Source organism: Microcoleus sp. Pol7_B2, assembly GCF_036701035.1.
Classification (GTDB): Bacteria; Cyanobacteriota; Cyanobacteriia; order Cyanobacteriales; family Microcoleaceae; genus Microcoleus.
Genome location: NZ_JAUBQB010000019.1, coordinates 22396 through 43512, shown reverse-complemented (window position 1 = coordinate 43512; position 21117 = coordinate 22396). Strand labels below are relative to the sequence as shown.

The following is a 21117-nucleotide window of genomic DNA, read 5'->3' as shown; positions in this document are numbered from 1 at the left end:
ATCTCAATTTAATGCCGATTTAATATTAGTAATTTACTGTCATTATCTTGCGTATAGTTAGATTATTGGGACCATTGTGTTGTGCCTTTACCACAAGCAATTTTCCCATTTTCATAGGTGGGTTCCGCTGGTTTAATTATACCGGGAGAATCAGCTTCGCACAATATGGACGTTGTAGTTCTTTCCTCTTTAGCAGCATTTGGCTCAAACTTTTTAGCAGGAACCAGAAAAACACCACCGACATAACTTTTTGACTTGTTTCCCTTTGCTACTGCATAATTAAATGCTGCTTTCTTAGTGGATCGAATTGAATACTTGAAATGTGTTGTCTCTGTTTCAATGCCAATTCCCAAAGCCTTAATAGAACTGGAAAAAGCATTTTTTTCTGCAAAATAGGCTTGCTGACCTCGGTTCGCTGAGCTAACATAATGTTGTGCTTGAAATGTCATATATGATGTCATATACTTATCATGCGCGCTATCACCCAGAAATGATGGCAGAGCGATCGCGCCAATGACTCCAATGCCCATTAAAAGCAATAAGCATCCGCAACCATTAGGTGAAATGCTAGCTGATTTAGAATCTTGTTGGCTCATAGTTTTGTATCCTCCCTGTTTGTAGTAAAGACTTTAGTCCGGTAAATCTCAATTGAAAGCCGATTTAATCTTGTAATCGACTGTCATTATATTGCGTATAGTTAGTTTGGTGAGACCATTGGTCTTGTGCCTTTACCGCAAGCTGTTTTACCATTTTCATAGGTGGGTTCCGCTGGTTGAATGCTACCGGGAAAATCAGCTTCGCAGAATATGAACGTTGTAGTTATTTCCTCTTTAGTAGCATTGGAAACAAAGTTTTTTGGCGGAACAATAAAAACACCGCTGACATAACTTTTTAATTCGTTTTCCTTTGCTACTGCATAATTAAATGCTGCTTTCTTAGTGGCGCGAATTGAATACTTGAAAACTTTTGTCTCTGTTTTAATGCCAATTCCCAAAGCCTTAACAGAACTGGAAAAAGCATTTTTTTCTGCAAAATAGGCTTGCTGACCTCGGCTCATTGATCTAACATACTGTATCCCTTCCATTTTCTTATATTTACATCCCTTGCAACCACCCAGAAATGATGGCAGAGCGATCGCGCCAATTACTACAATGCCCATTAAAAGCAATAAGCATCCGCAACCATTAGGTGAAAGGCTAGCTGATTTAGAATCTTGTTGACTCATAGTTTTGTATCCTCCCTGTTTGTAGTAAAGACTTTACTCCGGTAAATCTCAAGTGAATGCCGATTTGAGCTTGGTAATCGACTGTCATTATATTGCGTATAGTTAGATTATTTGGACACTTTTGTTGTGCCTTTCCCACAAGCAATTTTACCATTTTCATAGGTAGGTTCCGCTGGTTTAATTGTACCGGGAGAATCAGCTTGGCAGAATATGGATATTGTTGTTATTCCATCTTTAGCAGCATTTGGCTCAACTTCTTTAACAGGAACTAGAAAGACACCGCCGACATAACTCTTAAGTTGTGGTTGCTTAGAGACTCCATAATTGAAAGCAGTTTGCTTTGTGGCGCGAACTGAATACTTGTAATTTGTTGTCTCCGTTTTTATCCCAAGTTCTAAAGCATTAACAGAACTGGAAAAAAAACTTTTTTTGGCAAAATCTTCTTGCTGAGCTTTGTTCATTGATCTAACATACTGTTGTGCTTCCGACTGCTTGCTGCTATTGGTATTATTTAGATAAAATGGCAGAGCTATCCCATTAATTACTCCAATACCGGTTATAAGTAATAAGCATCCGCAACCGCGACAAGCTGCATTGCGAACTATTGATTCTTGATTTTTAGTCATGGTGTTGTCTCCTTAAATGGTATATACAAGGCGAATTAAATTCGGCGAGGCCGAGCCTCTGGAACTGCGTTACCAGGAAGATCCTGGTAACGAGGAAAAGGAGGAAATACTAATCTCTAAGCTCGCAGCTTTTGTACTTCTTTCCGGTCAATGGATGTGGGCTGAATCACTTTACTGCCGATCGCAAAATCGCGCAATTCCACTCTTGTAAACTTCACACCCCAAGGATCTGTCGCTGTATCCAACTCCTCTACTAAAGCATTATTGATTTCATGGCGAGCCGTGTAAAGTTCCTCCATAGATAATGTCGCCATGTGAGTCCGAATTGAAAGAATCAGCATATTTAACATCGCTTCCTTGAGATTCTGCACCTTGTAGGAAGCTTTTTCTAAGTCAATAATTCGCCAGTAAACAATAAACTCAACGGTGATGGCAAGGCGATCGCGCGTCATGCATGGTTGCGGTGGCAAGTTTAAAATTTGCTCGCGCAGAGTTTGTTTATAGGCGACTGTTTCGACAAAGGGAATCAGAAATGTCAAACCTGGTTCGAGTTTCTTGCGATCGTACTTTCCGAAAATTTCAACTAAAGCCTCATCTCCTTGACGGACGATTTTGACGCTGCTGGCTAAGGATACTCCGGTGATTGCAAACAACACCATCAAAAAATACTGATACATAATGAATCTCCTGGTAAATAGTTGACATTTGACAGTTGACAGTTGATAGTGATTTCTTAGTCTCTTAAAGAGGGACTTTGTTTGGCAAGAAGCGATTTCAATCGCCGAGTCATAAAAGAGCTAACTCAGATTTAGCTGTTGAGGTGAATTAATCTGTCAGGTATAACAACCAGCGTGTTTCCTTCGCGGCGCAAAACGTAAACTTTTTGTCTGGGTGCGATCGTCCCTTGCGAATCTTCATTGCGAGCTTTCCACGAAGCCCCTTCATAAATCACCATTCCGGTTTCTCCGGGGAAAATTTCGGAGATAGTTGTCGCTTCGGTGGCTTCGGGAATCACAAACTTTTGGCGAACAATAAAAATTGGTCGAATCCAGATGCTCAGCGCGAGGGCTATCCCCATCCAGTAGAAGATTTGCCAGTCAAAATCTTCATACATTATGTTCGCCCAACTAAACTGAAATGCTACAGACCCTCTCCACAAAATAAAGGATTCAATTAAAGCCGAAGCTCCCATCATTAGCAGGTAAAATCTGTATTTTTGGGGCTGAGTTTTGATGATTAATAGCTCGATCGCACTAAGCACAACTCCCAGCAGCAGCCAGAATAGGGGCGGGGTGAAGGCGAAACCTGGTTGATTAGTGGCTGAGGCCAGCGACCAAATTAGGATAGAATGCACAATGCTTTTACCTCGTTGCGATGTAGCTCAACCTTGTTATTTCTAATCTAATCAGGTGGCTATTTGAGTTGGCGACTGAGTTATTGGAAAAATCATCGACTTTTCATCGACTTTTCATCGACTTTAGGGACGGTTGGCATTTATGATGGTTTCAGTGTTTTGATTGTGATAAGCAATGCCACGATCGCTAAGGGTGCGCGAAGAGTGCATTCGCGCAGTTAAATCCTGTCTCCTGAGAAATGGCTTTCCCAGTCAGAAAATCCTGGCTGAGGATTTAGGGATGGCGCAATCTACTGTCAGCCATTTTCTGAATGGCAAACCTGTGGATTATGCAAATTTCATCGAAATTTGTCGCGGATTGGGCCAGGAATGGCGCGATATAGCCGATTTTGACGCGAATTCAGAGCCAGAAGAGGTAGTGCTAGTGAGGGCAAAAGTGGCGATCGTCTTCGAGGGCTTTCCTTCGGATCGCTTCACTAACGCCAACGCCCGATCGACCTCAAACACCACCCTTTCTCAGCAGTTACACCAAGCTTTGAGTGCGGGAGGCCACGAAGTCTTTTTTATTAACAACAGCAGCGACTCAGCCTCATATTTAAAGCGTTGCGATTATTTGCTGTTGCTGATTTCCCAAGAATCTGCCGCTAGCGAAATGATATTGGAACAAGTGCAGCTAGCCAAAGAACTGCACAACTTAACTGCTCATAAACCCGCAATTTTACCGATTTTACTTGAATTAAATACACCGCTTTCTTTTGATTTACTGAGCTATTTAGCAGGAATTCAGCCCTGGCGGTGGCGCGGTGTTGGCGACTCATTTAAGTTATTATCACAAATTTTAACCATTATCAAAGAAGGTCGCACATCGTTAACTGCCGACCATGAATTAGCTGTGGAATGGAACGCAATTACTAGCACCAAACAGTCAATAATAATTCAACCCCTGCCAGCAGCGCCGCCTGAATTGCCGGGAGGACAAGTTGAAATAGCTTCTCGTTTTTATATCGATCGCCCTCCGATCGAATCCCGCTGTTACGAGACGATCGCCCAGCCGGGAGCGCTGATCCGCATAAAAGCGCCCAGGCAAATGGGCAAAACTTCCTTGATGGCGAGGATTTTGCATCACGCAGAACAGCAAGGTTCTCGCACGGTAGCGCTGAGTTTTCAGCTAGCTAATAGGAAAATATTCGCTAATTCAGACACATTTTTGCAGTGGTTTTGTGCTAGCATCGGTCAAGAATTAGGGATGCTGGAGCAGTTGCCCAAGTGTTGGGAGTTAGCCGATTTGATTGGCAGCAATCAGTGCTGCAAGGCTTATTTTGAACAGTATTTGCTTTCAGAATCCTCAAAACCTCTGACGTTAGGCTTGGATGAGAGCGATCGCCTGTTTGAATCGCCGGAAATTGCCGACGACTTTTTTGGGTTATTGCGAGCTTTGCACGAAGAAGCAAAACGGCGAGATATTTGGAAAAAATTGCGTTTGATTGTGGTGCATTCGACAGAAGTTTACATCCCGCTGGATGTGAATAAATCGCCGTTTAATGTGGGATTGCCCATTGATTTGCCTGAGTTTAATTCGCAGCAAGTGCAAGACTTAGCAGCGCGACACGGAATCAATTGGAGTGCTACAGAAGTGGCAGAAATGATGGCGCTAGTGGGAGGACATCCCTACTTAGTGCGGCTGGCTATGTATCGCATTGCCTGTCAAGATGTGACATTAAATCAATTGCTGAAATCGGCGGCAACCGAGGCAGGAATTTACAGCGACCATTTGCGCCGACATTTGTGGAATTTAGAAAAATATCCAGAATTAATCGAGGCCATGAGAGAGGTTTCGAGTGTGTCAAAGCCAGTCCGATTAAGGCTAGAAGTAGCGTTTAAATTAAACAGTATGGGGTTGGTGAAACAGGAGGGCAATTATTGCAGTGCGAGATGCAATTTGTATGAGGAGTATTTTCGCGATCGCCTTGACTGCAAATAATCCCTATTTACCCGATCGCCAAATCCACATTAACTACAAATTCTGGAAAAGCCAGGGGCGAAACTTCGTCGCCCCGCCAAAACCTGAGGATTAAACTGTAACCGTTAACCGTTGGCTGGCGGTAAACTTCCAAGCAGTTTTCCTGTAAATTTACTATCCAGACTTCCTGAATTCCTGAGCGAGCGTAAATAGGAAGTTTCACGTCTCTGTCATAATCTATTGAAGTGTCAGCTACTTCTATTAACAGTAAAACTTCGGATGGGACAGGATGGGCAGTTGAATAGTAATCGGCACGAGGTTGCAGCAATACTAGATCGGGTTGCGGTTCGGTTCGCTGGCTGACTTGAATGGGGTTTTGTACAGTCACAATCGCCCTGTCTTCTGGAAGCCGGCAAAAGAGTCGGGTAATGCGGTTAACACAACCTGCGTGACGAGTTCCAATTGCGGCCATTTGAACAAGTTCTCCTTCTATCAATTCTACGCGATCGCCCTCTGAAAGAATACCAGCTTTACCCATCAGATGGTATTCTTCTACGGTGAAAAGTCTTTTGAGCAACTGCACTGCCATAACTTACCGTTCCTCTAATTATTTCTTCGATTATAGTCACACGCCCTATTAAATGCCAGTGATGTCTAAAGTCGATGAGAAGTCGATGAAAAGTCAGTCGAGTTCTCAAATAGCCTGGTGATTTAATAGAGATAGAGTAGAAGCAAGGCGCAGTAGGCGAGGTTTGCAAGCCCCACCGCACTCAATGGACTGGATGAAAACGACGCTAAAAATAACTTGCTTGTTTTTCTTGGCATCGACTGTTCGATTAGGCGATATTAGACAAGCTACGCCTGCACTCGCTGTTTGACTCTAGAATCCCCCTGTGTTTACGCTGGGGAGTATGTCAATCACTTGAAAACTACTCTGCTAACACATTTGGACAACCACCATGCAGCTTAAAAAAAATCCTCAACTCGATGCACTCAACAAACAAGCAGTATCGAGAACAACCATGCAGCTTAAGACAAACCCTCAACTGGATGCACTTAACAAACAAGCGGCATCTTCAGAAAAAAACCTTCCCCCTGACAAAAAAAGTAAATCTTGGGTAGGAATCTTACTGAGGATCACTTTTATTTACTTTCCTCTGGGCAGCATAATAGTTGGTGGGCTCGCCCTCCCTTCTGTTGTCGGTTGTGGTGGCGCGAAGAAAGCGAAGCAATCAGAAGGTAAACAATATGTTAGCGCAATGAACAAAGGTCAACAAGCAATATACGCCGAGGATGGCGCATTTTCCAATTCCGTTAATGCCCTAGGTCTCGGCATTAAAACTCAGACAACCAACTATAACTATTCAACCATATCTACCAAAAATGCTGCGTTTAGTTATGCTGTAGCCCGCAGCAATAATCTTACTAGCTATGTCGGGGCTGTATTTTTAGTACCTGTTTCCAAAGCAGCTAACAAAGAGCTGACTACTGTATCCATTCTGTGTGCAGCAAATTCTCCTGGAAATACCCAACCGTCTGCTCCTATCCTTCAGAATGGTAATCCTGTCTGCGCTGCTGGTAGTAGCGACGTATTTAAGTAAATATCGACATTAATCAGAATCTCATGTTACCTGAAATTGTCAAAGGCTTCATCGTCTTAGCGGCCATCTTCATTCCCCTCGAAAGAATCTTATCCTTGCACAAGCAAAAGATATTCCGTCTCGGATGGGCAACCGATGCCACTTATTTTTTTACAGGTCACTTTATTGGCAGATCGGGCGCTATTGTTGTGACTGTAAGTGTGTCGCTGATGACTAATTTCCTCAACCAGGAATTGCAAAGCAAAGTAGCATCTCAACCTGTGTGGTTGCAGTTTGCAGAAGCAGTTATCGTTTCAGATATGGCATATTATATTGCTCACAGACTACTGCATGAAGTACCCTGGCTTTGGCAATTTCATGCAGTCCATCACAGCATTGAACACATGGATTGGTTAGCCGCAGTGCGCGTGCATCCCTGCGAGCAAATCTTTACTCAGATTTGCAAAATTATGCCTCTTTACTGGTTGGGATTTACTAAGGAGAGTTTGGTGGTTTATGCTCTTTATTCTGCGGCGATAGCTTTCTTAATTCATTCTAATATTAAATTAAATTTTGGTCTACTAAAATGGTTCGTAGCAACCCCACAATTTCATCACTGGCATCACAGTAAAATTCCCCAAATCAACACCAAAAACTTTGCTGTTCAGTTGCCACTGTTAGATTTGCTATTTGGCACTATCTATATGCCAGCAAAAAAAATGCCTCATAAATATGGAATCTCTGATTCTATACCTGCTGGATATGTCGGACAAATGTTCTATCCATTTTCAAGAAGGATGATGAAAAATGCTAGATGAAAAGGTCAAACCAGGTATTAATCGCTATTCACGCCTTTTGCGAGTAATTATGGGTTTTGGCTTGACGAGTCTTGCTTCTCTGAGTGCAGTTGCCCTATTTCATCACATGGATATCCTAACTTTTATCGCCAGTTTAAATACGAAACAAGTAACTGTCGATCAATTGCAGCAGGGTGAGTTGAAATCAGTGATTTTGATCGATGTGCGATCGCCCGAAGAATACGCGGAAGATCGCATCGGTGAAAGTCCCCTTGTTCCCATAATTGATATTGAGATGGGGTTCGGTGTCAAGCAGATTCAATCCATTGTAAAAGCTAGGGTTAAATCTGAGCGGGTTCAGCCCGTAATTGTACTTTATTGTGCCAGAGGAGGGCGATCGGTTAAAGCATACAAACAGTTGGAAAAAGTCGCTCGGTATTCCCAAGAATCTGGAGGAAATGAGACTAATAAGATTAAGGATATTAGCCTGAATGTTGTTGTCCTTTCAGGCGGTATCAAAGCGTGGCGGGAAGCAGTGCCGGCTGCAAAAGATGCTCAGATATTAGCCCCAATTACTTTGCACAGCTTGATAAAGTCTCCCTCAGTCACCATGCTTTCGGAATGAATCGGCGCAGTTGTGGCCAAATTGATTTCTGTCAAATCTCTATCAATAGAAAGGTGTATCCTGCTGACAGATTAGCTATCTTCAAGAAAAGTAGCCATTATCCTCAGCAATCTGCAACGGTTGGCTGTTTGGGCAGGCAGCACAATAATCAAAGTCATAATAAGTTGATTCCATGCAAAACACGGCAGATTTACTCCCCAAAATAGACTCGCCGAGTCTTCCCAAAAAGCAACCCGCACCCCCAAATTACGAAGCAGCCGATCGGCAATTTGTCAATTTGCTAGAAGTCGAGGATTTAGACAAGACGGTGGCCGCAAAACCGTTACTTGTCAGCGATTTTGAAAGCGCGATCGCCTATGCAATTCAAGCAGCTTACCAACAGCAACCCGGCGATGAGGCCGCTCACCGCTTCTTGCAGCGCGTGCTTTACCGCATCAACCGCCTCAACTTGTTTTGGTACGACGATTTGCGCCGCTACAACAACGAGCGATCGCACTATTTGCGGTCTGTGCGCGATCGCATAGAGGAACCTTGGCAGCAGTGGGAACTGGCGCAAATCGACGTTGCAGCGCTGCAAAAATTGCCGGATGTCAAGCAAGCCCTGCGCGATCGCGCCGCCGCCGATGTCGATCCTCCTTTGAACGACAGCGATCGCTATTTGCGGGAACAGATGACAGCAGCCGGATACAAACACCTGCTGGCGATCGCCTCTTTCGACGGTTTAGTTGAAGCCAGCCGCCTTTCTCGCATCCTCGGCGGCGCCGGCAACGAAATTCAGTGTACTCTTACCCGAGTGCTGATGGAAGAATACGGCGGCGGTCGCCTCCCCCGCAAGCACTCGACCTTTTTTGCTCAGATGCTGGCTGAATTCGATATGAGTACAGAACCAGAATCGTACTTCGATTTAGTGCCTTGGGAAGTGCTCGCAAGCATTAATCACAACTTTCTGCTGACGGAACGCAAGCGCCATTTTCTGCGCTACAACGGCGGACTCACTTATTTTGAGGTGGCGGGGCCCGTTGCTTACCGCAATTATCTAGCCGCCGCCCAGCGTTTGGGCCTGTCGCAGGCTGCTATGGGTTATTGGGAACTGCACATCAAAGAAGACGAGCGTCACGGCCGCTGGATGTTGGATGAAGTGGCGATCCCGCTGGTTGATAGATACCCGCAGGACGCTTGGGAGCTGGTGTTGGGGTACGATCAGGAGAAGTCGATCGGCGATCGGGCTGGGGCTGCTGTGGTGCGATCGATCCAAGCCACAGAACACAATTAACAGCTATATCGTAGGGTGGGTCAGAGACTGATGCACCCTAGATCTTGCACCGTTCTCAATAAGCTTTTGAGGAACAGGCAAGATGCCTGTTCCACAAAGAGTTTATTTCTTGTGGAACAGGCATCTTGCCTGTTGCTGACAATCTTGCCTGTTGCTGACAATGGTGCCACATCTCAGAGGCACCCTACCAGCGCTGTATTTTAAAATGCTGTCATTAACTGAATGAGCTCGATCGACAAATCTCTTTGCGACTTTTGGTGCTTCTTAAACAAAACTCCAGCCAACAGATAGATGTTTTCGGAATAAAAAGCCATTCCCTGTTCTCTGAGAGTGGCGATCGCGCTTTTCACTTTGGGTTCCGAACTATAATAGCCAAAAGTTAAAGGTGCAATTTCAAAATTCGCAACCGAGTAGCCTCGATCCAAGGCATAATCGATCAAACCCACAGGATTAGAATAGCTAGAAACCATCAGCAAAACTTCATCGCAGCCCAAAGATAAAAGTTTCTTAGCAATTGTCGAACCATCACTCCCACCGTGCAACAGCGGCTGGTAAATCTTATCATCCACCGCCGGCAAGTAAGGCGGATTTGAGATGACACAATCCGCCGACTCGTATAAAGGCGAATCAAAAAAAGAGCAATTGTTGACAGTATATTTTTCGCTCACTTGATATTCCTTAATTTGAGACTGAGCAATTTTCCAAGCTACATTATTTAGCTCAAATCCCTGTATTGTCCCATCAAAATCACTTCTCAGCAAAGACTTAATAACTGGACTTCCCTCTCCTGAACCAAACTCTACGATAAGTCGAGAATTGTCACTAGCATTTAACACTAAACTTTCCAAGCAGTGCGCGTAAAAATCCGATTCTTCCGGGCAGTGGAATACCTGTTTCAGAGGATGGGATGAAGTGAGCATAAATTCTGTAACAAAGTTGACTATTTTCAAAGTATCGAATAAGTAATATTCCAGCCATCTGTCGCAAGAGCTATTTTATCAACTTGTGCAATCTCTCTCTTCCTGTGTTATCTGGTGCGCTCTAATAACTATTACTGCCGGCAGATTATCCAATTAACTAGATTAATCCGATTGACAGATTGCAATTAGAGCGATTGCTGGTGAGATAGTACCTAAGCTAATAATTGTAAATTTTAATAGTGTCAGATATGACCTTTTTTAATTATTCAGTTCCGCCTCTGCGCCGGAAACAGCTTAACATCGAGGTTCAGCAGTTAGAAGGGCTGTGGCAGGTTCAGTTTCCCCTTGGCAAAGATCGATTTTATTCGCAATTTTATACTTGTCTCGATCGAACTTGCTTGCTGTGGAGCTTGCTGTTGATACCCATATTCGGGACAGCACAATTTTTTTCTGTGAGTTGGATGCTGCAAGCAGGTTTGTGGTCAGCGCTTAGCCTCGTAGGTACAGCCGCAATGGTAAGCATGACATACTCTTGGGTCAAAATAGAACGCCTGATTTGGGTGCTTTACGGTTGGGTAATACTAATGTTATTAGGATTGCTGCTAACCGATTTAGCAATTTTTCTCAGTTGGGGAAAAGTGTTGGCGAATCTCTGTCCCCTGTGGTTGGGAATGAGCGGAATTGGGTATTTGGGGACGGGACTTGCAGTGCGATCGCGCGCGCTTTTAGCAGCAAGTTTATTTCACCTGTTGGGGATTTTGATTTTGCCTTTCACGAGCAGTTGGTCTTTCCTATTTACGGGAACCGTAATGGTATTTAGCTTGCTCGTTTTAGCCGAATTGCAATGGGATATGGGCCAGCCTATTAACAGGCTGCATTAACGGGTGTACCGCCGCGATTCCCACAGCTATCAACCTCAAGCATTAACCACAACTGATGAGTACATTGCTAATGACTGATCATATCATGCCCGCTAGAATAACGTCACTGCAATTGGTTGGTAGTGAGGACTCTTGCTTCTCATCAAAATTTGAGGAATGAAGTCCTCACTAAACAACGGATAGGGGTTATGTTAGCGGACACGATATTACTGATGGCTGATAACTAATTGCCACCAGACTGTACAGATTTGCGGGTTTGGTTAGTATCGTCGCCCTTGTGATGCCACGTGCCACCTTCGCCTTGAACGTATTCAGATTTTACGCTGTTCCAAGCAACGCTAGCAGCACCATCGGCGCTCATTCCATCCTCGCTAGCGCTCTTAAAAGCAGCCTGAAAAATTTGTTTGGCTCCTTGGGGGAGTTCTTGTGCTTCAGAAGGTAAGGTATCAAATTTTTGTTCTGGCATAATGACCTCTAATTATTAAACACAAATTAAATCTTATATACTAGAACCCACTCCTTTCCTCTCTCTAAAAGCAAGTTTTAAACCGCATTTTTTTCATACCGACGACAGATGTAATATTAATTTTTTTTTGAACTGCTTAGGGAATTGACTTGCCGTTGCTGGTTCAGCCGTGTTTGGGTAATTTCTTTTCTGAAACAGTCATTAATCTGATTTCGGCTTTTTCACTTGCGAATTTAGAAAAAGCGATGAACATGAGATAGCCAATTCTGGCAATAATTCGATACAGCATACTTGATGTCTGCTTGTGAGATGTGTTAGGAAATAAGCGCTATCTGGCATAGTTTGGGCTTTACTATATCAGAGTTTAGCCGATCGCACTCTCAAGCAATTCTGACGAGTGCGCCGCCGCTGGTTAATGTAATCTCGTGCGGGTTCGACTTGGATAGCCCTCAGTTCGCCTTCCTATTTTAGGCTAGTCAAAATCCAGTCCAAAGCCCTGCTGTTGCGGGGTCGCAGGTGTTTTAGCGAATCAAAACGGTCGATCGGGCGTTTTGAGATAATTTAGTTTCGGGGAAAGTTTGAGCGGTATTCGGTCAGCGCCCAAATTGCCAGCAGCAAGTTAAGGAAAAATAGCGCTCAAAAAATTTTTAAACTAACTCCTATGGCGTAGGCCCAACCCAAAATTGACGGTGAGAAAATCAATAATTTCTCTCTCAAAGCACCAGCCGCCGGAGAAAATTTATAGGAACAACCGCGCGCTTGTCTCAGAAACTCGGTTGATGCGTATATGTCTCGTTACTCAACCCAAAATTTTTCAGATCAACCCGCTTTTTATCCCCCGTACACAAATTTTGATTGAGCTAGTCTGCCGCTCAATCAAATTTCATCCACCACCTGAAATAAAAAGCCATTTGGTCAAATATTCCTAAAGATGAATGGCGAACTTGAAGCATACGTAATAGCTTATAAACTGTTAACGCGGCGGTTTAATTACTCAGGTAAAAATAATCGAGGGAACGGGACTAAATTTGCTCCCTTACCTTCATTATTCCGCAGCGAAGGTTAGAAAATTTGCACGTTACGCTGTCAATTTGACCCTACGGTTTTGGCATCACAAGCGATCGCAGCACTCTATGCAAAAGCAAGCATTACCATGAAATCTTCTAAATTGTTGAAAGTTGTTTTAGCAAGCGCTTGTACTTTAGGTTTAGCAACGGTTTCCTTAGCAGTGCCTGCTTCAGCCCAGTCGGGCGGTGCTGGCGGCGGTGCTGGTGGCGGTTCTGGCACAGGTACAAGCGGTACAAGCGGTACAAGCACCGGTACAACTGGCACGGGTACAAGCGGTACAACCGGTACGACTGGCACGGATACAACCGGTACAAGCGGTACGAGTGGCATCGGTACAAGCGGTACCAGCGGTACAAGCGGTACGACTGGCACGGGCACAACGGGTACAACCGGTACGACTGGCACCGATACAACCGGTACAACGGGTACAAGCGGCACGGGTACAACGGGTACAAGCGGCACGGGTACAACGGGTACAACTGGTACAACTGGTACGACTGGAACCGATACAACCGGTACAAGCGGTACAACGGGTACGAGTGGCACCGATACAACGGGTACAAGCGGTACGAGTGGCACCGATACAACGGGTACAAGCGGTACAACGGGTACGACTGGCACGGGTACAAGCGGTACAACGGGTACGACTGGCACTGGTACAAGCGGTACAACCGATACCACTGGCACCGGCACAAGCGGTACAAGCGGTACAAGCGGTACGACTGGCACGGGTACAACGGGTACAACGGGTACAACTGGTACAACTGGTACGACTGGCACGGGTACAAGCGGTACAACCGATACGACGGGCACGGGTACAACGGGTACAACCGGTACAACAGGCACCGGCACAACGGGTACAACCGGTACAACAGGCACCGGCACAACGGGTACAACCGGTACAACCGATACCACATCGACGCCGGCTGATACTAATTCTGGAGTTTTGAGTGCTCGGCGCGATAGCCCCAACAATTTCGGGTGGCTGGGTGCCTTGGGCGCCTTTGGTTTGATCAACTTGTTTCGGAAAGGCAGTACACCATCCCATCGGTAGTTTCGGGCGATTCCCTAGGGGATAGCTTCGCTTCACGTACTTTTGAAAACAACTTAGAGGCTTAGAAATTCATGACTTCACTCAATCGCAAAAGTTTGTTCAAAAAATTGGTAACAGTTGCCGGAATTGCCGGCGTTAGTTCCTTGATAGCTGTGCCGGGATTCGCAGAATTAAACCGCCAGACTCACGGCTTCAACCAGTCGGGCGATCGAGTTTTTGAGCTTGCTGATAGCGACTTAAACGATCCTAATTCTCCGGGACCTTCTGTTACAGATCCTAACAACAACAATCCTGGCGGTTCTCCCAACACTCCAAATACCCCCACCAACAACACTCCCGACCGTTCTCCCAACACTCCAACTACCCCCAGCAACAACACTCCCGGCCGTTCTCCAAATAGCCCCATCAACAACACTCCCAGCCGTTCTCCCAACACTCCAACAGGTGGCGAAACTTCGCCTAATTCTCTCAGCAACCAAGACAGAAACTTTGTCATGCAAGCAGGTCAACTTGGGATGCTGGAAGTGGAGCTCGGCAGATTGGCAGTGCAGCGCGGTTCTAGTGCTAGTGTGAAACAATACGGGCAAGAAATGGTTGAGGAACACACCCAGGCTAATCAAGAATTGATGCAGGTAGCAACGCAAAAAGGCGTAAAACTGCCAACCGAAATGAGCAGCCAGAACACAGCTTTGATGGAGCGACTTTCGGGACTCTCCGGTAGAAGTTTTGACACTGCTTACAAGCAGGCTATGATCGAGAGCCACAATCAGGCTATTGCTTTGTTTCAGGCTCAATCTCAACAGGGACAAGATGCCGACTTGAAGGCTTGGGCCACCCAGAAGTTGCCGAACCTTCAGGCGCACTTGCAAATGGTTAACCAAATGTTGGCAGATACCAGCCAGCCCCAATAGGAGGTACAGGAGGTAGAGTGCGAGCGCCTAAAAGCCCATCGCACTCTACCTTTGCCGAGCCGAGAGGGAACAGCAATAGATTCTTTTAAACTCTATAATTTTTGATAACAATGGAAGATTTTCTCCGCAGCTTGTTGGGCAGCAATATTACAGCGACGTGGCTGTTATTAATCGTAGGGTTTTGCTGGATTGCTTACATACCTGGTCGTCTGAACACTTAAAAATTATCCATTAAAACTTCAAAATTAACTAGGTAGGCGCAAATAAACCTTACCGTTGAACAGACTAAGTTATAGGGTGCCTCAAAGCCTCAGATTTTCTACGATATTTCATGCCATATCTCTGACACACGCTACAACTTAGTCTAAATTAATCATTTTTTAACAGAGAGGCGTTCGATCGCCCGATCGCGGAAACAAGCAAGTGCGATCGGGCGATTTATTCAAACAACACAAAATTAATTAGCCCTCAGTTTCCACAAAAACACTCACAGCCGCCACAGCGATTAGCATTTCATCATTTTTATCATTCAGAGAGGCGATCGCCCTTCCTGGCACAATCATGCCTCCTTGCTCCACAATCAGAGTTTTGCTGCCAAAAGGCAGCACCGCCAACACCTCCTGTTCCCGCACTTGTTCCGGGTAAGGAACAGCCACCTTTACCTCAACAATCATCTGATTCGGGTCAGTCAAACCCGCCACTTCCCAGACGCCTAGGAGAGCATTATGGGCGATCGCATTCCGTACAGCCCTGGCACAGGCTACAGTCGGTTCCTGCCCGTGCTGGTCTACCCCCATCCCCATTTCGATGATGAAACATTTACGTGCCATAGTTGCCCCTTGATGGATTTTTGTTTGTAGTCGTTAGCGAAGCCCTCGAAGAGGATCGCACTCTTTCCCCAAACAATTATCAACCTAATAGACGGCTTTTGATATTATTTTATCAATCGCTATAACAACAAAAGAATAATACCAGTCTAAAAAAAATTCAACTGTAAGCAAGCTTCAAACCCTTATCAAATCAGCCATTCTCAATCTCAAATCTCAAATGGTATAACTTATGGTAATATAACCAAATTCAGCTTTCCTAGCGGACTGCCAAACTCATCGCCAGCTTGAATCATGGATAGTTTTCTACCAATTGCCTACTTTCAAAACCAATTTCTCCCCTTTACCGACGCCAAAATTTCCATAGCCACCCACGCACTGCACTACGGAACCGGAGTCTTAGGCGGGTTGCGGGGAATTCCCGACCCCCAAAATGCCGATCGAATATTGCTATTTAGATTAGACCGCCACTGTCAAAGATTGAGTCAAAGTGCCAGTTTCCTTCACTGCGATTTACCAGCCAGCAAAATCCAACAAATAATCATTGATTTTGTCCAGAAAAACCAACCCACAAAATCATTTTATATCCGCCCTTTTATCTACACATCAAGTTTAGGAATTGCCCCGCGACTGCACAACGTAGAAACCGACTTTTTTGTCTACGGATTAGAACTTTCAGACTATTTACCCAAAGAAGGAGTCAACTGTAGATTTAGCTCTTGGTACCGCCAAGAAGACCGGAGTTTGCCCTTAAGAGGTAAAATTAGCGGCGCTTACATCACCTCAGCTTTAGCTAAAACAGAAGCAGTACAATCAGGCTTCGACGAAGCAATTATGATGAATACTCAGGGAAAAGTCAGCGAAGCTTCAGGAATGAACATATTTGTCGCCAGAAACGGTAAATTAGTTACTCCAGGTTTCGAGCAAGATATTCTCGAAGGAATTACCAGAGACAGCGTTATAACTATCGCCAGAGACTTAGGAATTGAAATCACAGAAAGACCCGTTGATAAATCAGAACTGTTGATTGCAGACGAGATTTTCCTCTGCGGAACCGCCGCCAAAATTACGCCTATTAACCGAGTAGAAAACTATCAATTGCCCCAAAATAGACCCATCACCGAAAAGATTTTGGACAAACTCACCGCGATTATCGAAAATCGCGACAGCAAGTACAAAGACTGGGTATTTCCGATTAATCTTAATTAACCGAAAATACCTGCGAGCGTAGAAGCGAGTTCACTCGTTACCAGGCTCTGCCTGGTAACGCAGATCAGGAGGCTTTGCCTCCACATTCCATGGCAGCCATGCGAGGCAGAGCCTCTGGATATCGGTTCCCAGGCAGAGCCTAAGAACCAGTTGTTGTGGAGCAGGCATCTTGCCTGCTTCCTGCTAGGAACTACCCGCACAAAACATCCGCGTGATGGCGAATGTGATCCTCCATAAAACTCGCAATAAAATAATAACTGTGATCGTAACCTTCTTGCATCCTTAAAGTTAGTGGCTGTCCCGCTTTTGCACAAGCCTCCGCGAACACTTCCGGCAACAACTGCCCGTCAGCCAGATACGAATCAGCAGTGCCACAGTCAATCAGAATCGGGCGGTTGTATTGCGCCTCAAGCACCAATTCGCTAGCATCCCAAGCCCTCCAAATCTGTTGGTCGCTGCCGAGGTAGTTTGCAAAAGCTTTTTGTCCCCAAGGGCAGCGCATTGGCGCGGAAATAGGCGCAAAAGCGGAAACTGAAAGATAGCGAGCTCCCTTTTTCAAAGCGCAAATTAAAGCCCCGTGTCCGCCCATCGAATGACCAAAAATTCCCTGTTTTTCGGGTATCGCTGGAAAATTTTCGGCGATTAAATTGGGCAATTCATCAACCACATAACTGTACATCCGATAGTGAGAATTCCAAGGTGCGGCTGTCGCATCAACATAAAAACCCGCACCACTTCCTAAATCCCAATCGTCATCTTCGCCGGGGATGCCAGTATTGCGCGGGCTAGTGTCGGGCGCAACCAGCATTAACCCGTATTTTGCCGCCAATTGTTGCGCCCCCGCTTTTGCCATAAAGTTTTCTTCCGTGCAGGTTAAACCTGATAGGAAATACAAAACTGGTACGGGTTGAGATAGAGCTTGCGGCGGCTGATAAACCGCAAATTTCATCTCGCTGTTGCAAGCAGAGGATTGATGGCTATAAAAGCCGAGTTTGCCACCGAAACTTTTCTGTTCTTTGTGCAGTTTTAGGGAGTCAGATAGCATAATTGGGAATTGGGAATTGGGGGTTAAGCTTTGTTCTATCCGTTACATCCGTTACAAAATCCGTTGCCGAACTTCTTCTTTCTCAAACTCAAAATGTCAGCACTGTGCGAATTACTTCGCCTTTGTGCATTAAATCAAAAGCTTCATTGATTTTGTCGATCGGCATTACCTGAGTTACGAGACTGTCAATATCAATTTTACCGTCCATGTACCAATCAACAATCTTAGGAACATCAGTTCTGCCTTTCGCCCCGCCAAAAGCCGTCCCTTTCCAAACCCTGCCAGTTACTAGCTGAAACGGGCGGGTACTAATTTCTTGACCGGCTCCCGCTACCCCGACAATTACGCTCACGCCCCAACCTTTGTGACAGCATTCCAAAGCTTGGCGCATCACATTAATGTTGCCGATACATTCAAAACTGTAATCAGCTCCACCTTTGGTTAAATCTACTAAATAAGGCACTAAATCACCTTCCACTTCGCGGGGATTGACAAAGTGAGTCATGCCGAATTTTTCCGCCATCTCTCGCTTGTCGGGATTCAAGTCTACGCCGACAATCATGTTAGCTCCCACCATGCGAGCCGCTTGAATTACATTCAAACCCACGCCGCCCAAACCGAAAACTACCACATTAGAACCAGGCTCTACTTTCGCAGTATTAATGACAGCGCCGATGCCAGTTGTTACGCCGCAGCCGATCAAACAAACTTTATCAAAAGGAGCATCTTCGCGAATTTTTGCTACTGCAATTTCCGGCAATACTGTATAATTAGCGAACGTAGAAGTTCCCATGTAATGGTAAAGTTTCTGCCCGTCTATGGAAAACCTGCTCGTGCCGTCGGGCATTACTCCCTGGCCTTGAGTCACGCGAATTGCTTGACAGAGATTGGTTTTTTTGCTCAAACAATATTCGCAGTTGCGGCATTCGGGAATGTAGAGAGGAATTACGCGATCGCCCACTTTGACACTCGTGACTCCCGCCCCAACTTCTGCGACAATCCCGGCTCCCTCGTGGCCTAAAATAGCAGGAAACAAGCCTTCAGGATCGGCACCGGAAAGAGTGTAAGCGTCAGTGTGACAAACACCCGTGGCTTTAATTTCCACCAGCACCTCTCCAGCCCGCGGCCCATCCAGATCCACCGTTTCAATGCTCAAAGGTTGGCCGGCACTGCGAGCAACTGCTGCTTTTACTTTCATGCTTTCTCCTGCGATCGATTTGTCAATTCACTTGTCAATATGTATTGTATTACTTAATGTCTAACTTGGAGCAAATTTATGACAAAATTAATTGTAATTACCGGAGTCAGTCGCGGTCTCGGTCTTGCCATGACCGAAAAGTTTATTGAATTGGGACATACAGTTTTGGGATGCGCCCGTTCTTCCGAAGCGGTGGAAAAACTCAACAAAAAATATAGTGCGGTCCACCATTTTACTTGTTTGGATGTCACCAACGACGAGCAAATAAAAGCTTGGGCAACAGAAATGCTGGCAAAAAATGAGCCGCCAGATTTGCTAATTAATAATGCAGGTGTAGCTAATCATCTCGCGCCTCTTTGGAATGTCAGCAACGAAGAATTTTCCCAAGTAATTGATGTTAATATTAAAGGTACGGCTAATGTAATTCGTCACTTTGTCCCGGCAATGATTGCTCGAAAAAGCGGCATAATTGTCAACTTTAGTTCGGGTTGGGGAAGGTCAACTTCGCCGGAAGTCGCGCCCTATTGCGCTTCCAAGTGGGCAATAGAAGGACTTACGCGATCGCTCGCTCAAGAATTGCCCGCAGGTATGGCAGCGGTTCCTTTGAATCCGGGGATAATTCACACAGATATGCTGGACATTTGTTTCGGCGAAGATGCGGCAAATTACACATCAGCCAAAGCCTGGGTGCAAAAAGCAGTTCCTTTTTTACTAAAATTAAAACCTTCAGATAACGGAATGCCGCTGACTGTTCCTGGATAATACAGCAACCCTTGCAGCATTTGCGAACATCTCTCTTTTCTTCTCCTCTGCGCCCTCTGCGCTCTCTGCGGTTCATTAAAAAATTCAAAAATGAAATAAAATTGCTATATTCCCAAATCACAACTCTTTCCCCAAATAGCAACTGTGAACTTGCCGCTAACCTCCCCCTCGCAAACCGAAACCCGCAAAGCAGACCACCTGCGGATTTGCCTCGAAGAAGACGTACAATTTCGCGAAACTACCAGCGGCCTCGAACGCTACCGTTTTGAACACTGCTGTTTGCCAGAACTCGATCGCACTGAAATTGATTTAACCTCCACATTTCTCGGCAAAAAACTAGCCGTTCCGCTGCTAATTTCCTCGATGACCGGCGGCACACAATTAGCCCAGACAATCAATTATCGCCTCGCCGATGTCGCTCAAGAATACAAACTAGCAATGGGAGTCGGTTCCCAGCGAATAGTTGTAGAAAATCCTCAACTCGCTCCTACATTTGCCGTCCGTCGCCGCGCTCCCGATATTCTGCTGTTTGCCAATATCGGAGCAGTTCAATTAAACTACAATTACGGTTTGGAAGAATGCAAAAAAATTGTTGATATTCTAGAAGCAGATGCTCTAATTTTGCACCTCAATCCGCTGCAAGAGTGCGTTCAAACCGAAGGCGATACTAACTTTAAAGGACTGCTAGAAAAAATTGCCAAATTGTGCGATAAATTACCAGTACCAGTTATTGCTAAAGAAGTCGGCAACGGTATTTCAGGAAAAATGGCAAAGAAATTGCTCGCCGCTGGGGTAGGTGCGATCGACATTGCCGGGGCCGGAGGCACTTCTTGGGCGAAAATAGAAGGAGAGCGAGCTAAAGATGGCAAGCAGCGCAGGTTGGGCGCCACCTTTGCCGACTGGGGAATACCGACAGCCGAGTGCATTGTCAGCACCCGCGCCGTAGCGCCGGATGTTCCTCTGATTGCCTCTGGAGGATTGCAGAATGGGTTGGATGCAGCGAAGGCTATCGCCCTGGGCGCGGATATTGCGGGACTGGCGCGGCCGTTTCTACAAGCTGCTGCGGAATCGGAATCAGCCGCAGCCCTCCTAGCTGAGGCTTTAATTGCAGAAATCGCCACCGTGATGTTCTGTACGGGCTGCGGTAATTTGGATGAGTTAAAACATTCGGGGGTTTTGGAAAGGTTAAGATAAAAGAGAGTCAGCAGTCAAAAGTCATTAGTCAGCAGTCAAAAGTCATTAGCTAATAACTACGACAGGGGATAATTGTTTAGTCCTAGTTGCAGGAATTACCCATAATATCGTTTGCGCTGGCATCGGAATAATATTTTTTCGA

22 protein-coding genes are annotated in these 21117 nt (G+C 45.4%); 11 read left to right on the top strand and 11 right to left on the bottom strand.

The window, feature by feature from the left end:
* Nucleotides 1–62: 62 nt before the first annotated feature.
* The 5 genes from QUA57_RS10310 to QUA57_RS10290 all read right to left on the bottom strand — a co-directional run bounded on the left by QUA57_RS10310 (nt 63) and on the right by QUA57_RS10290 (nt 3205).
* The gene (locus QUA57_RS10310) at nt 63–596 is read right to left on the bottom strand and encodes a type IV pilin-like G/H family protein (RefSeq protein ID WP_333060683.1); all 534 of its coding nucleotides are present in this window, start codon (nt 594–596) and stop codon (nt 63–65) included.
* A gap of 101 nt (nt 597–697) precedes the next feature.
* A complete protein-coding gene (locus QUA57_RS10305) occupies nt 698–1225 on the bottom strand; it encodes a type IV pilin-like G/H family protein (RefSeq protein ID WP_333060681.1) in 528 nt (175 codons plus the stop codon).
* 107 nt (nt 1226–1332) lie between these two features.
* Nucleotides 1333–1851, bottom strand: coding sequence for a type IV pilin-like G/H family protein (locus QUA57_RS10300; protein ID WP_333060680.1), 519 nt, complete (start codon nt 1849–1851; stop codon nt 1333–1335).
* A gap of 116 nt (nt 1852–1967) precedes the next feature.
* Nucleotides 1968–2528: an SPFH domain-containing protein gene (locus QUA57_RS10295; protein WP_333060678.1), complete on the bottom strand. Its 561-nt coding sequence runs from the start codon at nt 2526–2528 to the stop codon at nt 1968–1970.
* 131 nt (nt 2529–2659) lie between these two features.
* Nucleotides 2660–3205 (bottom strand): NfeD family protein, encoded by a 546-nt coding sequence (locus QUA57_RS10290; RefSeq protein ID WP_333060676.1) that lies wholly within the window; start codon nt 3203–3205, stop codon nt 2660–2662.
* A gap of 175 nt (nt 3206–3380) precedes the next feature.
* Here QUA57_RS10290 and QUA57_RS10285 point away from each other — a divergent pair, with 175 nt between their 5' ends.
* A complete protein-coding gene (locus tag QUA57_RS10285) occupies nt 3381–5186 on the top strand; it encodes an AAA-like domain-containing protein (protein WP_333060674.1) in 1806 nt (601 codons plus the stop codon).
* 7 nt (nt 5187–5193) lie between these two features.
* On the opposite strand, the gene QUA57_RS10280 is transcribed toward QUA57_RS10285, so the two are convergent.
* The gene (locus QUA57_RS10280) at nt 5194–5754 is read right to left on the bottom strand and encodes a Uma2 family endonuclease (protein ID WP_333060672.1); all 561 of its coding nucleotides are present in this window, start codon (nt 5752–5754) and stop codon (nt 5194–5196) included.
* A gap of 370 nt (nt 5755–6124) precedes the next feature.
* On the opposite strand from QUA57_RS10280, the gene QUA57_RS10275 reads away from it, so the two are divergent.
* The 4 genes from QUA57_RS10275 to QUA57_RS10260 all read left to right on the top strand — a co-directional run bounded on the left by QUA57_RS10275 (nt 6125) and on the right by QUA57_RS10260 (nt 9440).
* Complete coding sequence (locus QUA57_RS10275; RefSeq protein WP_333060670.1) at nt 6125–6766, top strand: type IV pilin-like G/H family protein; 642 nt, start codon at nt 6125–6127, stop codon at nt 6764–6766.
* Between the two features lie 23 nt (nt 6767–6789).
* Entirely contained in the window at nt 6790–7563 is a 774-nt protein-coding gene (locus QUA57_RS10270) for a sterol desaturase family protein (protein ID WP_333060668.1), read from the top strand.
* Nucleotides 7553–8167 (top strand): rhodanese-like domain-containing protein, encoded by a 615-nt coding sequence (locus QUA57_RS10265; protein ID WP_333060667.1) that lies wholly within the window; start codon nt 7553–7555, stop codon nt 8165–8167. The genes QUA57_RS10270 and QUA57_RS10265 overlap by 11 nt, the downstream gene beginning before the upstream one ends.
* Before the next feature lie 172 nt (nt 8168–8339).
* Complete coding sequence (locus QUA57_RS10260) at nt 8340–9440, top strand: iron-containing redox enzyme family protein (protein WP_333060666.1); 1101 nt, start codon at nt 8340–8342, stop codon at nt 9438–9440.
* Nucleotides 9441–9640: 200 nt separating this feature from the next.
* Here QUA57_RS10260 and QUA57_RS10255 read toward each other — a convergent pair whose 3' ends face one another.
* A complete protein-coding gene (locus QUA57_RS10255) occupies nt 9641–10360 on the bottom strand; it encodes an SAM-dependent methyltransferase (RefSeq protein WP_333060664.1) in 720 nt (239 codons plus the stop codon).
* Between the two features lie 248 nt (nt 10361–10608).
* Here QUA57_RS10255 and QUA57_RS10250 point away from each other — a divergent pair, with 248 nt between their 5' ends.
* On the top strand, nt 10609–11241 hold the full coding sequence (locus tag QUA57_RS10250) for a hypothetical protein (protein WP_333060717.1): 633 nt from the start codon (nt 10609–10611) through the stop codon (nt 11239–11241).
* Nucleotides 11242–11464: 223 nt separating this feature from the next.
* Here the strand turns inward: QUA57_RS10250 and QUA57_RS10245 are convergent, their stop codons facing one another.
* Nucleotides 11465–11707: a ChaB family protein gene (locus QUA57_RS10245; RefSeq protein WP_333060663.1), complete on the bottom strand. Its 243-nt coding sequence runs from the start codon at nt 11705–11707 to the stop codon at nt 11465–11467.
* 1153 nt (nt 11708–12860) lie between these two features.
* On the opposite strand from QUA57_RS10245, the gene QUA57_RS10240 reads away from it, so the two are divergent.
* The gene (locus tag QUA57_RS10240) at nt 12861–13829 is read left to right on the top strand and encodes a hypothetical protein (RefSeq protein WP_333060662.1); all 969 of its coding nucleotides are present in this window, start codon (nt 12861–12863) and stop codon (nt 13827–13829) included.
* A gap of 71 nt (nt 13830–13900) precedes the next feature.
* Nucleotides 13901–14740, top strand: a complete 840-nt coding sequence (locus tag QUA57_RS10235) for a DUF4142 domain-containing protein (protein WP_333060661.1) — start codon at nt 13901–13903, stop codon at nt 14738–14740.
* A 461-nt stretch (nt 14741–15201) separates the two neighbouring features.
* Here the strand turns inward: QUA57_RS10235 and QUA57_RS10230 are convergent, their stop codons facing one another.
* Entirely contained in the window at nt 15202–15570 is a 369-nt protein-coding gene (locus tag QUA57_RS10230) for a Lin0512 family protein (protein ID WP_333037416.1), read from the bottom strand.
* A 291-nt stretch (nt 15571–15861) separates the two neighbouring features.
* On the opposite strand from QUA57_RS10230, the gene QUA57_RS10225 reads away from it, so the two are divergent.
* Entirely contained in the window at nt 15862–16776 is a 915-nt protein-coding gene (locus QUA57_RS10225) for a branched-chain amino acid transaminase (protein ID WP_333060659.1), read from the top strand.
* A 190-nt stretch (nt 16777–16966) separates the two neighbouring features.
* On the opposite strand, the gene fghA is transcribed toward QUA57_RS10225, so the two are convergent.
* Nucleotides 16967–17821 (bottom strand): S-formylglutathione hydrolase, encoded by an 855-nt coding sequence (gene fghA, locus QUA57_RS10220; RefSeq protein WP_333060658.1) that lies wholly within the window; start codon nt 17819–17821, stop codon nt 16967–16969.
* Between the two features lie 88 nt (nt 17822–17909).
* Nucleotides 17910–19019, bottom strand: coding sequence for an S-(hydroxymethyl)glutathione dehydrogenase/class III alcohol dehydrogenase (locus tag QUA57_RS10215; protein ID WP_333060657.1), 1110 nt, complete (start codon nt 19017–19019; stop codon nt 17910–17912).
* A gap of 78 nt (nt 19020–19097) precedes the next feature.
* On the opposite strand from QUA57_RS10215, the gene QUA57_RS10210 reads away from it, so the two are divergent.
* Nucleotides 19098–19781, top strand: a complete 684-nt coding sequence (locus tag QUA57_RS10210) for an SDR family NAD(P)-dependent oxidoreductase (protein WP_333060655.1) — start codon at nt 19098–19100, stop codon at nt 19779–19781.
* 144 nt (nt 19782–19925) lie between these two features.
* Entirely contained in the window at nt 19926–20975 is a 1050-nt protein-coding gene (gene fni / locus QUA57_RS10205; protein ID WP_333060654.1) for a type 2 isopentenyl-diphosphate Delta-isomerase, read from the top strand.
* Nucleotides 20976–21117: the final 142 nt, after the last annotated feature.

Bases quoted from the DNA above. Each gene is read 5' to 3' on its own strand.
- QUA57_RS10260 (WP_333060666.1), top strand. From the start codon at position 8,340: ATGCAAAACACGGCAGATTTACTCCCCAAAATAGACTCGCCGAGTCTT.
- QUA57_RS10240 (WP_333060662.1), top strand. From the start codon at position 12,861: ATGAAATCTTCTAAATTGTTGAAAGTTGTTTTAGCAAGCGCTTGTACT.
- QUA57_RS10300 (WP_333060680.1), bottom strand. From the start codon at position 1,851: ATGACTAAAAATCAAGAATCAATAGTTCGCAATGCAGCTTGTCGCGGT.
- QUA57_RS10210 (WP_333060655.1), top strand. From the start codon at position 19,098: ATGACAAAATTAATTGTAATTACCGGAGTCAGTCGCGGTCTCGGTCTT.
- QUA57_RS10275 (WP_333060670.1), top strand. From the start codon at position 6,125: ATGCAGCTTAAAAAAAATCCTCAACTCGATGCACTCAACAAACAAGCA.
- fghA (WP_333060658.1), bottom strand. From the start codon at position 17,821: ATGCTATCTGACTCCCTAAAACTGCACAAAGAACAGAAAAGTTTCGGT.
- QUA57_RS10215 (WP_333060657.1), bottom strand. From the start codon at position 19,019: ATGAAAGTAAAAGCAGCAGTTGCTCGCAGTGCCGGCCAACCTTTGAGC.
- QUA57_RS10270 (WP_333060668.1), top strand. From the start codon at position 6,790: ATGTTACCTGAAATTGTCAAAGGCTTCATCGTCTTAGCGGCCATCTTC.
- QUA57_RS10280 (WP_333060672.1), bottom strand. From the start codon at position 5,754: ATGGCAGTGCAGTTGCTCAAAAGACTTTTCACCGTAGAAGAATACCAT.
- QUA57_RS10230 (WP_333037416.1), bottom strand. From the start codon at position 15,570: ATGGCACGTAAATGTTTCATCATCGAAATGGGGATGGGGGTAGACCAG.
- QUA57_RS10285 (WP_333060674.1), top strand. From the start codon at position 3,381: ATGCCACGATCGCTAAGGGTGCGCGAAGAGTGCATTCGCGCAGTTAAA.
- QUA57_RS10310 (WP_333060683.1), bottom strand. From the start codon at position 596: ATGAGCCAACAAGATTCTAAATCAGCTAGCATTTCACCTAATGGTTGC.
- QUA57_RS10305 (WP_333060681.1), bottom strand. From the start codon at position 1,225: ATGAGTCAACAAGATTCTAAATCAGCTAGCCTTTCACCTAATGGTTGC.
- QUA57_RS10245 (WP_333060663.1), bottom strand. From the start codon at position 11,707: ATGCCAGAACAAAAATTTGATACCTTACCTTCTGAAGCACAAGAACTC.
- QUA57_RS10250 (WP_333060717.1), top strand. From the start codon at position 10,609: ATGACCTTTTTTAATTATTCAGTTCCGCCTCTGCGCCGGAAACAGCTT.
- QUA57_RS10265 (WP_333060667.1), top strand. From the start codon at position 7,553: ATGCTAGATGAAAAGGTCAAACCAGGTATTAATCGCTATTCACGCCTT.
- QUA57_RS10295 (WP_333060678.1), bottom strand. From the start codon at position 2,528: ATGTATCAGTATTTTTTGATGGTGTTGTTTGCAATCACCGGAGTATCC.
- QUA57_RS10255 (WP_333060664.1), bottom strand. From the start codon at position 10,360: ATGCTCACTTCATCCCATCCTCTGAAACAGGTATTCCACTGCCCGGAA.
- QUA57_RS10225 (WP_333060659.1), top strand. From the start codon at position 15,862: ATGGATAGTTTTCTACCAATTGCCTACTTTCAAAACCAATTTCTCCCC.
- QUA57_RS10235 (WP_333060661.1), top strand. From the start codon at position 13,901: ATGACTTCACTCAATCGCAAAAGTTTGTTCAAAAAATTGGTAACAGTT.